This window comes from Gordonia aurantiaca (genome assembly GCF_039939235.1).
In the GTDB taxonomy this organism is placed as follows: Bacteria; Actinomycetota; Actinomycetes; order Mycobacteriales; family Mycobacteriaceae; genus Gordonia.
Genome location: NZ_JBDUUF010000009.1, coordinates 150,690 through 165,835, shown reverse-complemented (window position 1 = coordinate 165,835; position 15,146 = coordinate 150,690). Strand labels below are relative to the sequence as shown.

General features: G+C 68.2%; 14 protein-coding genes. 5 read left to right on the top strand and 9 right to left on the bottom strand.

The window, feature by feature from the left end:
* Window positions 1–120: 120 nt before the first annotated feature.
* Window positions 121–1,032, bottom strand: a complete 912-nt coding sequence (locus tag ABFT43_RS17815; protein WP_347961634.1) for a LysR family transcriptional regulator — start codon at window positions 1,030–1,032, stop codon at window positions 121–123.
* A gap of 337 nt (window positions 1,033–1,369) precedes the next feature.
* On the opposite strand from ABFT43_RS17815, the gene ABFT43_RS17810 reads away from it, so the two are divergent.
* Window positions 1,370–2,545, top strand: coding sequence for a GGDEF domain-containing protein (locus ABFT43_RS17810; protein ID WP_347961633.1), 1,176 nt, complete (start codon window positions 1,370–1,372; stop codon window positions 2,543–2,545).
* Here the strand turns inward: ABFT43_RS17810 and ABFT43_RS17805 are convergent.
* A complete protein-coding gene (locus tag ABFT43_RS17805; RefSeq protein WP_347961632.1) occupies window positions 2,523–3,887 on the bottom strand; it encodes an FAD-binding oxidoreductase in 1,365 nt (454 codons plus the stop codon). The genes ABFT43_RS17810 and ABFT43_RS17805 overlap by 23 nt on opposite strands.
* 122 nt (window positions 3,888–4,009) lie before the next feature.
* On the opposite strand from ABFT43_RS17805, the gene ABFT43_RS17800 reads away from it, so the two are divergent.
* Entirely contained in the window at window positions 4,010–4,948 is a 939-nt protein-coding gene (locus ABFT43_RS17800) for a serine/threonine-protein kinase (protein ID WP_347961631.1), read from the top strand.
* A gap of 21 nt (window positions 4,949–4,969) precedes the next feature.
* On the opposite strand, the gene ABFT43_RS17795 is transcribed toward ABFT43_RS17800, so the two are convergent.
* Window positions 4,970–6,103: an amidohydrolase family protein gene (locus ABFT43_RS17795; RefSeq protein WP_347961630.1), complete on the bottom strand. Its 1,134-nt coding sequence runs from the start codon at window positions 6,101–6,103 to the stop codon at window positions 4,970–4,972.
* 134 nt (window positions 6,104–6,237) lie between these two features.
* Here ABFT43_RS17795 and ABFT43_RS17790 point away from each other — a divergent pair, with 134 nt between their 5' ends.
* Entirely contained in the window at window positions 6,238–7,389 is a 1,152-nt protein-coding gene (locus ABFT43_RS17790) for an FAD-binding oxidoreductase (RefSeq protein WP_347961629.1), read from the top strand.
* A gap of 19 nt (window positions 7,390–7,408) precedes the next feature.
* Here the strand turns inward: ABFT43_RS17790 and ABFT43_RS17785 are convergent, their stop codons facing one another.
* The 4 genes from ABFT43_RS17785 to ABFT43_RS17770 all read right to left on the bottom strand — a co-directional run bounded on the left by ABFT43_RS17785 (window position 7,409) and on the right by ABFT43_RS17770 (window position 10,880).
* Window positions 7,409–8,506 (bottom strand): hypothetical protein, encoded by a 1,098-nt coding sequence (locus ABFT43_RS17785; protein ID WP_347961628.1) that lies wholly within the window; start codon window positions 8,504–8,506, stop codon window positions 7,409–7,411.
* A gap of 142 nt (window positions 8,507–8,648) precedes the next feature.
* The gene (locus ABFT43_RS17780) at window positions 8,649–8,951 is read right to left on the bottom strand and encodes an antibiotic biosynthesis monooxygenase family protein (RefSeq protein ID WP_347961627.1); all 303 of its coding nucleotides are present in this window, start codon (window positions 8,949–8,951) and stop codon (window positions 8,649–8,651) included.
* A gap of 331 nt (window positions 8,952–9,282) precedes the next feature.
* Window positions 9,283–10,386 carry a hypothetical protein gene (locus ABFT43_RS17775; RefSeq protein ID WP_347961626.1) on the bottom strand — a complete coding sequence of 368 codons (1,104 nt, stop codon included), beginning with the start codon at window positions 10,384–10,386 and terminating at the stop codon, window positions 9,283–9,285.
* A gap of 20 nt (window positions 10,387–10,406) precedes the next feature.
* Entirely contained in the window at window positions 10,407–10,880 is a 474-nt protein-coding gene (locus ABFT43_RS17770) for an SRPBCC family protein (RefSeq protein WP_347961625.1), read from the bottom strand.
* A 143-nt stretch (window positions 10,881–11,023) separates the two neighbouring features.
* On the opposite strand from ABFT43_RS17770, the gene ABFT43_RS17765 reads away from it, so the two are divergent.
* Window positions 11,024–12,658, top strand: coding sequence for a flavin-containing monooxygenase (locus ABFT43_RS17765; RefSeq protein WP_347961624.1), 1,635 nt, complete (start codon window positions 11,024–11,026; stop codon window positions 12,656–12,658).
* Window positions 12,658–13,224, top strand: coding sequence for an SRPBCC family protein (locus tag ABFT43_RS17760; protein ID WP_347961669.1), 567 nt, complete (start codon window positions 12,658–12,660; stop codon window positions 13,222–13,224). The genes ABFT43_RS17765 and ABFT43_RS17760 overlap by 1 nt, the downstream gene beginning before the upstream one ends.
* A gap of 35 nt (window positions 13,225–13,259) precedes the next feature.
* Here ABFT43_RS17760 and ABFT43_RS17755 read toward each other — a convergent pair whose 3' ends face one another.
* Together ABFT43_RS17755 and ABFT43_RS17750 are read right to left on the bottom strand one after the other, a co-directional pair.
* The gene (locus ABFT43_RS17755) at window positions 13,260–14,426 is read right to left on the bottom strand and encodes an oxygenase MpaB family protein (protein ID WP_347961623.1); all 1,167 of its coding nucleotides are present in this window, start codon (window positions 14,424–14,426) and stop codon (window positions 13,260–13,262) included.
* 109 nt (window positions 14,427–14,535) lie between these two features.
* Window positions 14,536–15,144, bottom strand: coding sequence for a TetR/AcrR family transcriptional regulator (locus ABFT43_RS17750; RefSeq protein ID WP_347961622.1), 609 nt, complete (start codon window positions 15,142–15,144; stop codon window positions 14,536–14,538).
* Window positions 15,145–15,146 lie beyond the last annotated feature (2 nt).

Sequence of the window (15,146 nt, the reverse complement as noted above, 5' to 3'; positions counted from 1 at the left end):
TTCGCCGAGGGACCGATCGCCCGTCCATCGCTTACGACCCGTGCCGCACACCAGCAGAGTGCGCATTCGGTCCGAAGGCACTGTCCAGCGAACATGACGTCATATCGCGGATCGCGACGCTCACCGCGCCTCCTCCGCCGCTGCGAGGATCTGCCGGCGCAACGGCGAGGCGGTGTTGGGCAGCCACATCGCCCGCACCGGCGCGAACGGCGGGTCGGTGAACTCGACGATGCGGATGGAGTTGCCGTAGATCCAGCCGGGTTCGTTGGTGACGAACGCACAGGCCTGCGGGTGGGCGATCACCGCGGTGTGCGGCGGGGTGCCCAGCAGCGTCGACAGGATGATCCGGGGCTCGAAACCGGCACGGCGACACATCCCGACGAGGATGTCGGTGTACTCGTACTCGTGTTCCGGGCCCCACACGACGATCTCGAAGTCGGCAAGGGATGCCATGTCCACCCGGTCGTGCGCCGCGAGCGGGTGATCGCTGCGGACCGCGAGGCGCAGCTCGTGGTGGGCCGCGATCGTCGTCGCCATGTCCGGAGGCGCCGCGACACCCCGCCCCAGTGCCAGGTCGATCGAACCGGCCAACAGCTCGTCACGCATCAGCTCGGCGAAGACCGGCCGCACCGTGATCGGCACCGACGGGTCGGCGAGCACGACCGGCTCGATGATGCGGAAGACCTCCGACGACGCGAGGTCGGGCGCGTGGCCGATGACGAACGGCGACGGGGCGCCGGCGTCGACGCGCCTGACCTGCGTCGCGAGCTGTTCGCCGCCGGCGAGCAGCGGCACCGCGCCGCGATAGAGCGCCTCGCCCGCAGGCGTCGGCGTCAGACTCCGCCGCGACCGGGAGAACAGCTCGACACCCAACTGCCGTTCGAGCTCCCTGATCGCCGACGACAGCGCCTGCTGGCTGATGAACAAGGCGTCCGCGGCGACCCGCAGACTGGGTGCCTCCATGACGACGACGAACATCCGAAGACGACGAAGGTCGATGTCGCGGAGTCCGGCGTCGGCCACACCATTCATCAACCATCTCCTGTCAGTTATCCAGATTGATGTGATTGTAGGTTGACCTTCGAGCCAATATGCTCGGTTTGCGCGGCACTGTTTCCAGATGCCAGACGCGATTTGGGTTACCTGCTGGGGTCCCCCCGCGGAGGGGACGGGAGGACCCCGGCAGGGACACCCCTTCTCCTCGGAACCCCTGCTGGGCAATGTCTCGGAGTGGACGCATCCACAGTGCTACAACTCCGATTAAGTGTCCTTAATCTGGACTACACTCGGCCTGTCCGACATCGCCCGGTGCCGAAACCCCTCTCTCGGACCTCCGGCCCGGCACCCACCGATTTCCGGAGTCGCGCAGGTGAACGAAACGGCCGGCCGCAGGGAGATCGCGCGCGGCACCGCCATCCATGACGAGACGCATCACGTCTTCCAGCAGATCACGCTGCGTGAACGCCACATCCGCTACACCATCGCCGCACTGGTGCTCGTCTTCGGCGTCGTCGGGTTCATCGGGCTCTTCAGCCCTCAGAGCGCCCAGGGTTCGGTGATCCGGTCACTCATCATCGGCACCGCCGCCGCCACCACGCTCCCCACCGCGATCATGGTCAGCCGCATCCATCTCGGCGAGATGTGGTGGACCAAGCGATCACGGGTTCGCGGCTTCAACACGCTCTTCGTGATCTATGCCGACGTCGGCTTGTCCATCTGCCTGTTCGCCACCGCCGACCCCGCACTGGCCCTCTACTTCTGCGCCCTGTTCGCCGTCGTCGGCTCGTACTGCGCGCATTTCGTCCGGCCGGTGGTCGCGTATGTGCACATGGCATTCTCCAGCCTCGTCACCTGCGTCCTCGGGATCAACACCTGGTTCGACGGCAGTTCGGGACTGCTCGCCTTCTCCACCACCCTCGCGCTGCTCGTGGCGGTGAACGCGACGGTCACCCTCCACCAGGGATACACCTCGGACCTGCAGAAGACGCTGAAACACCAACTTCGGATGGCCAATACCGATCCGCTGACCGGACTTCTCAACCGCCGCGGATTCATCCTGGCCACCACGACCCTGTTGCGACGTGGTCCGGCAAGCCATTTCGCCTTCGCCATCGTCGACGTCGACCGGTTCAAGCGCATCAACGACGACCACGGCCACGCCACCGGCGACCTCGTGCTCCAACGGCTCGCCGGGATCCTCGAGGATGCGGTCGACGACCCCGCGGTGGTCGCCCGACTCGGCGGAGACGAGTTCGCGATCGCCATGCAGCTCGACGAACCGTCGGCACGCGTTGTCGCCGAACAGATCTGCGGCCGGCCCATCGAGCTCGGGGACGGGAACCGGGCCACCGTCAGCCTCGGCCTCGCCGTCGGGCCGGTCCCGGGCGGCCGGTTGATCGACGACGCCGCGACCACCCGCATCCAACAGGACTTCGCGCGCGCCGACGCCGCCCTGTTCGACGCGAAGGCGACCCGGCGCGGGACCTACGCGATCGCCCCGGCAGCCGAGGCCCCGCCGCCGGCTACAGGATCACCCCGGGGTTGAGGATGCCGTCCGGGTCGAGCGCGTTCTTGATCCGCGCGGTCAGTTCCATGACGTCGGGCCCGAGCTGACCGGGCAGCCACCCCTTTTTCAGCCGGCCCACACCGTGTTCGCCGGTGATGGTGCCGTCCAATGCGATCGCGAGGTCCATGACCTCGCCGAACGCGTGTTGCGCCCGGGCCGCCTCGTCGGTGTCGGCCGGGTCGAACACGATCAGCGGGTGGGTGTTGCCGTCGCCGGCATGTGCGATGACCGAGATCGTGACCTCATTGTCGGAGGCGATCCTCGCGACGCCGTCGATGAGGTCCGGTAGCGCGGGCAGCGGGACCCCCACATCCTCGAGCAGCAGCGACCCGAGTCGCTCGACCGCGGGGATCGCCGCCCGACGCGCCGCGGTGAAGGCCTCCCCCTCGTCGGGGTCGTCGGTCGCGAACACCTCGCCTGCGCCGTTGTCCGCGAACGCGCGTCGGATCAGTTCCACCTCCGCGGCACCGGCCGCGCCCGGCGCGTCGGACTGGGCGACGAGCAGTGCGCCGGCGCCACGGTCGAGGCCCATCCGCAGCATGTCCTCGACGGCGTTGATCGAGACCGAGTCCATGAACTCGAGCATCGCGGGCCGGATCTGCGAGGTCACCGCCAGCACCGCCCGGCTCGCGTCGTGCACCGAGGGGAAGATCCCGACGACCGTGCTGGCCGCCGCCTGCGGCGGCAGGAGCCGCAGCGTCACCTCCGTGATGATCCCGAGGAGCCCCTCGCTGCCGACGAAGAGCTTCGTCAGGGGCAACCCGGCCGAGTCCTTGAGCCGCTTGCCACCCAGCCGGACGGCGCGTCCATCGGCGAGCACGACCTCGAGCCCCAGCACGTAGTCGGTGGTGACGCCGTACTTCACACAGCACAGACCCCCGGCGTTGGTGGCGACGTTGCCGCCGATCGAGCAGATCTCGAACGACGACGGATCCGGCGGATACCACAGGCCCTCCGCGGCGGCCGCGGCCTTGACCTCGGCGTTGTACAGGCCGGGCTGGACGACCGCGGTCCGGGTGGCCCGGTCGATCCGCATGGTGCGCATTTTCTCCGTGGACAGCGTGATCGCGCCGTCGACCGCGGTGGACCCACCAGACAGGCTGGTGCCCGCACCGCGGGTGATGATCGGAACCCGGTTCACCGCGCACCACTTCACGGTTTCTTCGACCTCGGCGGTCGTCGTCGGTCGCACCAGGGCGAGCGGGGTCCCGGCGTCGGGATCTGCCGCGCGATCCTGCCGGTATCCGGCGAGGATGTCGGGATCTGTGATCACCATCCCGTCCGGGAGGAGGGCGGCCAGCGAACTCGGATCGGCGCTCATGCGTTCAGCGTATTCTTTCCGGTCCGGCCGGCCGGTTTCCCGGCGAGGGCGTGCCGCACGCCCGCCGACGCGCTGACGTCGGGCGGCACCCTCTTCCTGCTGCGCCCCTCTACCCTGGCAGGGTGTTCGAAGTTGGCGAAAGCGTGGCCGGCTTCACCATCGACGAATTCATCGGCGGGGGTGCGAGCGCGGACGTCTTCCGTGTCCATCGCGACGACGGCAGCGGGCCGGTCGCGCTGAAAGTGCTGCACCCGAACGCATCCGACCAGTCACGGGTGCGGGAGCGCTTCGAGCGCGAGTTCGGCATCGCCTCCCTGCTCGACCACCCGCACATCGTGTCCATGCACTCCCACGGCGAGATCGCCCCGCCGCCGGGTGCGCGGCACCGGTCCACGATGTGGCTGGCGATGCAATACGTCCCGGGCCCCTCGGCCGCCGCGCTGGTCCCCGGCGACGACGACGAACCGGATGTCGGGACCATCCTGCGCGTCGCCGCCCAGATCGCCGACGCCCTCGACCACGCCCACCGCGAGGAGGTCCTCCACCGCGACGTCAAACCCGCCAACATACTGTTGTCGCGCAAGATCGGCCCCGACGCGCCGGACGACTCCCCGGTCGACGCATACCTGTCCGACTTCGGGATCGCCCAATTCCTCGACGACACAAGGCCTCTCGCGCGCAACGGGCGCGTCCAGGGATCGATCGGCTACGCGTCCCCGGAACTGCTGCAGGCACAGAAGCTCACCCCGGCGACCGACATGTACGCCTTCGCGTGCAGCCTCGTCGAATTGTTCACCGGCACACCGCCCTACCCGCGTCACACGTCGTTCGCGATCACCTACGCCCATATCCACGACACGCCACCGAAGCTCACTCGGCGTCGTCCATGGCTGCCGTCGGCGATTGACTCGATATTCGCCAAGGCGCTGGCGAAGGCACCCGAGGACCGGTACCGGACGTGCACCGAACTCGTCGAGATCCTCACCCGGCTGCTGCGGGATGTCCCGGTGCCCCGGCCGCCCTCCCGATCGCGCTGGTGGGGTCTGCCGCGCCGTCCCTGAGCGCGGGCGGGCCGCCCCGGCTCAGAGACCGGCGTCGCCGAGCCTGTACACCCGCACCGCGGTGTCATGGAAAATGCGTCGCACCGTCTCGTCGCCCCACCGGGACACGCAGTCCAGCAGCGCGCCGATGAGGACGTCGATGGCCGCGTTGGGCCGGTCGATCGGATAGTTCGACCCGAACATGATGCGGTCGGAACCGAAGTGGGTGACGACGTGTTCGACGAACGGACCGATCATCTCCCCCAGCGTCGACTGTCCGCCGATGTTGCCCCAGCGCTCATGGCCGTATCCGAGAACCGGCATCGCCATGCCCGACAGTTTCACCACCACGTTCCGGTACGACGCGAGGGTGGTCATACGTTCCCGCCACAGCCGGTAGATGTCGGCGCGCGCGGCCGCCGTGGCGCCGGTGCGGGTGCCGATCGGCCCGAACACCCCGGCCGGCATCCCGAAGTGGTCGAGGACGATCGTCGTCTCCGGATATTCGCGGGCCAGGACGACCACGTCGTAGAGCTGGTGGGAGTAGACCGCGGCCTCGAAGACGAGTTTCCGGTCGGCGATCTCGGCGAAACCGTCGAGGAATCGCGTCGACGAAAGGATGTTGTCGCTGTCGCCGCCGGACCGCACCTTCGGATCGGGGTGGCGCGTGGCGACGAGCCGGACACCGCGGACCTTCGACGACACCGTGAGCTGCTCGTCGAGGACCGCGCCGAAATCGGGATCGCGGGGATCGCCGTGCGCGACGATCCCCGCGAGCGGCGGCGCGCCGTCGCGGCCGAACGGCAGCCGCTGGATGTAGCGGGTCTCCTCGACGGCGGTGCGGTGTGCCGACGTCTGCTCCTCGGCCGGCAGCGCCCTGCGCCAATGCGACTCGACGTGCACCACACCATCGATGGGCACCCCGAAAACGGTCGGGACGAGGGCGCAGTCGGTGGCGTACTGCGGCGGCTCGTAGGGTCGGGCGACCGTCCTGGGGTTGAGCACGAACTCGCGGTCCGCACGCGAGGCGAGCAGCGGGAAGGCCCGGTCACCGAGACGGGGGATGAGTCCGGAGAGCCTCGACGCATGGGTCGCCGCCCATGGCGTGCGGCGCGGATTCCAGTGCTGCACGTGCGCGTCAACGATGCCCGACAGGACATCATCGAGGGACGTCATGGGAGTACCTTGCCACACTGGATCACGGTCCGACATGCGATGAAGGATCGTGAATTCGGTGGTGCCGAGGGACTAGTCTGGGATGTCTTGACAGACGCGGGAGCCGAACGCCGACGGAGGTTGTCCAGAAGGAAATGGCGAGTCACACACGCCACGCGTTGCACCAGCTCCGGATCGAGGTCAACCGCGACCCGGACCGGTTCGTCACCGACGTCTACACCCGCATGTTCGCGATCGATCCCGACCTCCGGGATCTGTTCGGCGTGTCGATGGTCGCCCAGCATGTCGCCTTTCACCGCGTCATCGACCACGTCCTGGAGGCCATCCCCGCCGAGACCGGCCACACCGAGCTGGTCGAGTTCCTGGCGCAGCTCGGGCGTGACCACCGCAAGTACGGTGTCGAGCCCGAGCACTACCACGTGATGTACAACGCGCTGATGGGCGAGTTCGCCGAGCTGATGGCCGACTACTGGGACCCCGAGACCCAGCAGACCATCTCGCAGGCGATGATGCTGGTCACCGGCGTGATGCGGGGTGCGGCGGAGACCGCCACCGATCCGGCGCGGTGGACGGCCGAGGTGGTGGAGAAATACCGGATCACCCGCGACCTCGCGGTGGTGCGCCTCATCGCGCACTCACCGCTGACCTTCCGGCCCGGCCAGTACCTCGAGGTGCACGTCCCGCAGTGGCCGAAGGTCTGGCGCAACCTGTCCCCCTCGATCCCGCCCAACCCGGCCGGGGAGCTCGAATTCCACGTCCGCGCCATCAAGGGTGGGACGGTGAGCTCGGCGATCGTCAGCGACACCCGTGTCGGCGACGTGTGGACCCTGGCCCAGAGCCACGGGACGCTGCACGTGGACAGGCAGCACCCGGTACTCATGGTCGCCGGCGGAACCGGCCTGGCGCCGCTGCGCGCACTGCTCATCGAGATGTCCAAACGCGTCGACAACCCGCCGACGCACATCTTCTACGGGATGCGCTATCCCGGCGAGCTCTACGATCTTGCGGTCCTGCGCCGGATCGCGTCGACGAATCCGTGGCTGCAGGTCACCGCGGTGTCGGAGCACGAGCACGACCCGTGGTGGATCAACTCGGTCGCCTCCCCGGCCGAACTGGGCATCGAGCACCACATCGGCACTCTCGCCGACGTGGTCCCGCGCGTCGGCAACTGGGAGAACCACCAGGTGCTCGTCGCGGGCTCGGCACAGATGATCGAGGCCACCCGACGGAAACTGATCATCGCCGGGGTGCGGGCCAGCCGAATCCAGCACGACCCGGTGTTCTAGGGAGTCCTCCGCGACCGACTCAGCGAGAACCGGGTCCGTATCGCGGGGCCTCGCGGCTCACCGTCACGGTCTCGGTCTCCGTCTCGGTGATCGTGACCGTGGCCTGCTCGGGCGCCTCCTCGGTGACCGTCGTCGTCCGGGTCACCGGACGCGCCTCGCTGGTGACCGTCGTCGTCCGCTCGCGGACCTCGGTCTCGGTCTCGGTGACCGTGGCCGCGTCGGCGGTGACCGTGACCGCCGCCGGGGTCTCGGTGACGGTCACCGGGGTGGGTTCGGGGGTGTCGGCCTCGGCTGCGACAACCAGGGTGAGCGCAAGAGCGCCGAGGAAGACCGCGGCGCCGATCGCGGCGCCGACGAACCACCAGCGCCGGCCCGTCGATGCACGATGCGGAGCAGGTTCGGGCGCACCGAGCGCAATGGCCGCGGCGTCGGCGGCACCGAGTGCCGACGTGAGCGCGGGGTTGTCGGCGACGGTGACCGGCCGCTGGGCGGCGTATTCGATCGCCGGTGCGATCCCCGGCACCTCGGCGCCCGGACCGGCCACGACGATGGACGAGATCTCGCGGCCTCGTGGCAGCCCGCCGATCGCGTCGGCGAGGCGCGATGCGCCGTCGGGATCGGTCACCGGACCGAGCTGACCGGCCGTGAAGTCGGCGGTGCCGAGGACGGCGCCCGACGTGGTGTCGACCGTGGCCAGCGTGGTCCCGGCCGCCGGGGCCGCGTCGCGGTCGAGGTCGACGACGGCCACGACGCCCCCGCGGGTCGCATGCGTGCAGGCGATCTCTGCGAGCGCCGAGGCATGACCGGTGACGGTCACGTTCGCGGCCCACTCGGGTGCACCCGGCGTGGCGGGCGCGAACGCCCGTGCGAGGTGCGTGCGCACCTCCTCGCGCGAGACCGAGACACCGATCCGGTCGACGACCACGGGGACCGATTCGACGAGTTCGACGATCGCGGCCTCGGCCCCCGGTGCGGTCGAGTCGGGCAGGTCGACCAGGTTGCTGGCCAAGACGTGGCCATCAGCGTCTCGGACGACCGATGCGATCTGATCGTCGACGACGGAGATCCCCAGAACCACGGATCCGGGCAGCCCGCCCCCCTCCGGCCCCTGGGTCATCGTCACCTCCGCGTCGTCGTTGCCCTGGAGCCTAGTCGCTACCGGCGATCGCGTGGCAGCGGGACCTTGACCCGTCAACCGTCCGGACCACTACGGGCTCGCCGGAGGCCGACGCGGGGCGACGTGAAGAAGACGTGGGTCGTCAGGCGGTGAAGTCCTCGATGAGGGTGTGCTGCTCCACGGCCGAAGGGGCCTGCATGCCGGGTGCCTGCTTGTCCGAGTGGGAAGCGCGGAACGAGTCCGACTTCAGCCAGGCGAGGAAGTCCTCCTTGGAGTCGAACTCCATGGTGCTGACGTAGGGCAGTCCGTCCGCCTCGGGACGCATCAGCGTCGCGCGGTGCAGGCCCGGCACGCCCTTCAGCGTGGTGCGCATGGATTCGGTGAACGCCTTCTCGAAGGCCTCGGCGTTCTCGGTGACGTCGATCCGGTTGGTGACTACGAACATTCGTCGACTCCTGGTCTGGGGACAGCGGGACCCCGACAGTTTACCGACACCGTGTCGGTAAATCGTGCGCGGCCCCGTCACCCGAGCCGCACCACCGGCCATGTCGACTGCCGAACCGACCTGGCGTGCCACGGCCGGACACTTGCACGCCGGGCGTATCGCGGTGCCGTATGCCACCGATCCACATGCCACCGATCGACCTGACCGGAAACGCTGCGCGCCGACCTCACTGCACGACCACGTGCCGACCGGACGTTCGTCGTCGACGACGATGACGCAGGTCTGACGTTCGTAAGTCGACGACGATGACGCACGGTCACGGACCGCTCGATCAGACCGACTCGGCGGCCCGCTGGGTGTAGGCGGCGGCACGGACCGCGGCGTCGGACTCGAGTCCTGCGCCGAGCGCTCCGCCGACGGTGGCCAGCGAGCAGGTCAGCCACGCGACCTCCAGGTAGTCGAGGACTCCGGGGGTGTGGCCGAGTGCGCCGCCGAACACCTGCGGCACCACCAGGCACGCCGCTCCGACGGCCGCGAGGACGAACAGCGCGAGGTAGAAGGCCGCCACACCCAGCACGACGGTGATGACGGTGACGAGGTTGAACATGACAACCTGCTCACGGGCCTGCGGGGTGGAGGCGCGTTCCCAGAGGTCGGCGCCGACGATCAGGGTCGTGGTGATGGCAACGATCGAGCCGACGGCGACACCCGCGAGCCGCACCCACCCGAAGGTGTCCGCGAGCAACCAGATGTCGGCGGTCACGAGCGCGAACACGCCGGCCGCGATCGCACCCGTGAGCGCCTTGGTGAGGCCGAGCGCGAGGCGCCACGGCCGGTTGGCGCGGACCATCCCGGTGAGCAGCCGGAGGTTCCCGGTCAGCACCCGCGCGGTGAAGGCGATGCCCTCGTCGTCGGTGTCGGTCCCGAGTTGGCGTACCCGGTGTCGCAGCGGCGATCTCGACGGCGACCGGCGGTGCTCCCGCATGTCGTCGGGGTTCGCGCCGAGAAGCTGCCCAAGCAAACCGGTGAGGGTCTCACGCGCACGCTGACGGAGGCCGGCGGGACCGAGCGCCGGCACCGAGACCACCGCGACCCCGTGAACCGTGTTCGCGTGCGCCACCACGGGCCGTTTCCCGACGTGCAGCGGCAGATCGGTGAAACAGACGATCAGATCCCATTCGCGTTCGAGGAGAAGACTTCTCGCGGCGTCCACGATCTCGGCATCGGTCGCGGGCGGCCGCACGAGCGCCGATTCGACGATTTCGACGACCCAGCGGGCACCGGGGAACAACGACTGCACGTGAGCGGCGAGGTCGGCGTCGAGGAGCTTGCGCGCCAGGCCGATCGGCTGTCCGGGCGCGGCCACGATCCCGAGCACGACGACCGGCCCCCCACCGGGGTCGTCCGCCGACCTGGCGGCGGGAGAACTCTGCACCCCGTCGACCTTGCCCGCGACTAGGCGCCCTGAAACCTGCGCGCCAGCGCCCGCAGCGTCTCCTCGATCCCCTGACCGTTCTTCTCGTCGTAGCGGAGCAGTTCCATCACCTTGGGGACGGCGAGCGTCGAGTAGTCGAAGGTCTCGGTCACCTGCGTGGTGGTCGGCGAGAGCGCCTCGAGATCCCATCGCCAGCGATGCCCCATGGGGTGCCTCCACTCCACGACCCTGTCGGTCCGGACTTCGGTGGCCGTGGACGTGATCGTGTAAGGCACCCCGAACTGCCTCATCCGGACACTGAATCTGGCCCCGTCGGTGAGCTTTTCGGGCCCCTTCACCGGCTTCTTTCGGACCGTGCCCGAACCGTCGAGATCTGGATGCCGATGCGGGTTGACGATGAGCTCGAAGATCTCGGCGGCGGGCGCGTCGACGACGACTCGCCGAGAGACGCGGTGTGGGCCCGTATCGACGGTGGTGACGAGGTCGGAAGCCATGTCCTCAACCTACGCGGATCGACCGTCGAGCAAGTCGGAATCGGAACTTGATTTATTCGAATGATGTGTCAGTCTTGTTGGAGTTCGTTTGTCTGCCGACTGGAGCGCAGTCGCCGGCGGCATCGTCACACAAGGGGGACCCGATGACCACGACGCAGCCACACCATGCCGATCCCGACTACGAGGTCGCGATCATCGGTTCCGGGGCAGGAGGAATCTGCGCCGGTATCAAGTTGCAGCAGATGGGGATCGACGACATCGTCCTCATCGAACGCGCAGACGAGATGGGCGGCACCTGGCGCGCGAACACCTACCCGAACGTGGGAGCCGACCTCCCGTTTCTCGCCTACCAGTTCTCGTTCGCCCCGAAGGGCGACTGGGATCACTTCTTCGCCAAAGGGCACCAGATCCAGGAGTACCACCTCGGACTCGCCAGAGAGGCCGGGCTCGACCGGAAAACCCTGTTCAACACCGAGATCGTGAAGGAGGAATGGGACGAGGCGAACCACCGATGGCTGCTGCACACCGCGGCCGGCGACGTCATCACCTCGAGGTTCCTGCTGAGCGCGATCGGCGCCTACATCAACCCGAAGGACAAACCAGACATCCCGGGACTCGAGGACTTCCGCGGCAAGGTGATGATCCCCGCGGACTGGGATCACGACTACGACTTTCGCGGCAAGCGGGCGGCGGTGATCGGGGTGGGTTCGAGCGCGGTCCAGATCGCGCCGGCGCTGGCGTCGGAGGTGGAACACCTCGACATCTATCAGCGCACACCGCAGTGGTACTTCCCCAAACCGGACTTCCGGACACCGCGCTGGATGCAACGCGCACTGGGGATGCCGGGGCTGGCTCGCGCGGTCCACGAGGCGGTGTTGTTCTTCCTGGAGCTCGGCCTGCGGGTCCTGATCTACACTCCCCCGAGCCTGTTCGCACCCGGCGCCACCGTCTTCGACCGTATCGCGCATCGCCTGTACGACTTCTGGTTGTGGCTGTGCGTACGGGACAAGAGCGTTCGGGACAAACTCCGGCCCAAGTACGGCGCCGGTTGCACGCGAGGCACCCTGGGCGGGGGATACCTGTCGATCTTCAACCGCAGGAATGTCGAATTACACACCACACCCATCGAACGCATCGAAACCGATGCCGTGGTCACCCGGGACGGGGTGCGGCGGCCCATCGACCTCCTGGTCCTGGCAACCGGTTACGAGATGTTCTCCGACCCCGAATCCTATCGAGAGGGAACGGTTGTCGGGCACAACGGATTCGACCTGGGTCGCTACTACAACACGGTCGGGCTGCGCGCCTATCACAGCACGGCGGTCTCCGGCCTGCCCAACCGCTGGATACTCGTCGGCCCATACTCGTGGACCGGCACGGCGTTCCACTACATCCTCGAGAACGCGACCCGGCACATCACCGCCGTGCTCGCCGAGGCCAAGCAGCGGGGCAGCACACGCGTGGAGGTCACCCGGGCGGCGCAGGACGCCTTCCATGACGACATGGTCCACCGGGGCCGAAACCTGGCCCACTATTTCGGCGTGCACTGTGCGGGTTCCAACACCTACTTCGTCAACTCGCACGGTGAGGCCGTGTACGTGCGGCCGTGGACCATCTACCAATCCCGGCGTCGCAGTGTCGGTTTCGATCGGCACGACTATCGTTTCTCGTCGCTCGGCCCCGCCGCACCGTCCGCTCCGGCCGACGCGCTGGTGGGCGCCGGCCGGACAGACACGGACGACATCGACACCGACAACGACGACGAGGTGCGGGTGTGATGCAACCCCTCGCGCGTTTCCGCTTCGCAGCGACCCGTCCGATCACCGCCGACGAGGTTCCCGACTTCCTCATCGAGGCACCGTTCCGTACTCACGTCGTCTACGACTTCCCCGATCTCGACACCGGCGAACTGTGGAAGGTCGTCTCCTCCGACCGGATGTGGTCGTGGTTGCCCACGGTCTGGGGGTGCCGGTATCCACCCGGCGACCCGATCGGGCCGGGCACGGTCCGCGACTTCCAGATGTACATCCACCATTGGCTCATCTACGCCCAGCGCGAGCGGATTCTGGTGTGGGAAGCAGGTGAGCGTCTCGTGTACACCGCCACGGACGCAACGCTGCCGTTCTTCGGCACGTGGTGCGAGGAGTACATCGTCGAACCGCGGGCGGGCGGCGGTTCCCGGCTCCGATGGACCATGGGCGTCCGGGTCCGATTCCTGGGCAACGTCACGCTGCGGTTCCTGACGCGCCCGATGCAGGCGGTGTTCCGCTTCGGACTTCGCGGCCTGCCTCGCGAATCGGGCATGGGATTGTCTGATGTCGTCGAGCACCGGATCGGCAGGTGAGGAGAGGCCGGCACCTGCCGATCCGGCAGATCCGCCTATCGATCCAGCGAGCCCTCGTCGACGAGCGCGACGGCCGACCCCGCAGGCGTAGATCCGCGCCCGGGACGCCTCAGGCTCGTCGGAACGGCACCGCCGCCGGGCCTCCGGCCGTGATGGGGAATGGGCTGCGCCATGGGTGCCGACGGCGGGAGATCGGGCACCGGGTGCATCGTCCGCCGCGCGACGAATTCGGCGTGCAGCTCACCCGGCCGTCGAACACCGTTGGCGGCGAACGCTTCCCCCGGTGTCCGGGTCACCGGCTCGTGCGGCGGAACGTCTCGGAGCACCGGTTCCACCACCGGGTGGGTCGCCGGCGAGATCCATTTCAGCAGTGCCAGCTGACCGGTCACGCTCAATGCGGCCACGTGGAACGACAACCGCATGACCGGAACGATCAACGCGCGGGTGAGTCGCGACTGCCGGATTCCCGCAAGCCGGAGTTGCCACCGCGGCATCGTCGCCAGCGTCGCCGCACGAAGCCCCCGGCTGATCACCCAGCCACCCGGCCGCAGGAAGAACCACATGCGCGGGTACATGACATGGGCATCGAGCAGGTGCTCCATCGCGTACTGCGTGGCCTCGCTTGCGGCGAGACGCGGACGCATGGCCTCGAAGTACCGACGAATCCCTTCCCGCGTACGTGGCACCGCCGACGGCGCGCACGTCTGCAACTCGGCGGCGATCGCGCACTCCTCCCAATATCGCGATTCCTCCTCCCCGGTGAGCCGTCCCGGACCGAAACGCTCGTACGCATAGAGGATCGAGTGCCAAGCGGTGAGGTGGATCCACAACTGCTGCGCCGGGTCGTTGGCGTCGTACGGACGACCGCTCACCGGTTCCAGACCGTGGATCTGAGCGTGGATCCTCGTCAGCATCTCGGCTGCGCGAACCGCGGTCCCGGAGTCGGCAAACGCCACCGTCGCAAAGTATTTCAGGGTGTTGTCGTACCGCTGCCGCGGTTTGGTGAAGATCTTCGCGGTGTGGTCGACCGGCGCCACCAGAAACGGATCGAGTTCTTCGATGACGACCGCCCGTTGGAATCCCACCGTCAACGACGTCGGGTACGACCACACCTTCCAGGTGACCGACCCGGGTCCGAAGAAACCGTGATCTGCAGGCCGTGCGGCGACCCCACCACGCTCGACCCCTTGCATGTCCGCCATCTGTATTCCCCCCCCGTCTGATTACTACGTTCACGTAGTAATTTAGGCCACGCGGCGGCCGACCGCCAGACCTGACGCGAAAATCGTTGAGGGAAAACAGAAGCTCGGATCAGTTCCGCTTCACGAACGTCGCCGCGAGCTCTCGGACCACACCGACGAAGCGGTCCGGGGTGAAGGACTCCGGATCGGTCAGCACCAGCACACCGGCTTCCTCGAACGACGAGACGACGAAGTGTGCGAGAACCTCGACGTCGACACCGGCGTGCCCGGGCATGGACTCCAGTGCGGCGGCGACACCCTCGACCACCGCACGCCGAGCCCGATCCCGCACATCCTGAACCCGTCGAGGCAGCCCGGGCACGTGGATCAAGATGCATCGCCAACGCTCCGGCGCCTCACGCACCGCGCCGAGATAGCCGTCGAACAGGGCGGCGAGGTCGAACCGCGTCCCCACATCGGAGACCTCGGCCATCACCTGCCGGAGCTGGTTCATCGCACGACGCTTCTCCCGGTCCAGCAGGGACTCGAGGACCTCGTCGCGGTTGGCGAAGTGCGTGTAAACCACCGGTTTGGTGACGCCCGCCCGGGCGGCCACCGCGTCCATGGTCACCGCAGACAGGCCGGAATCGACGAGGACCGACAACGCCGCGTCCAGCACCTGGTCACGGCGTTGCGCCGCCGGAACCCGAGGCGCATAGGGCCGCCGCCTGCCTGCCACGA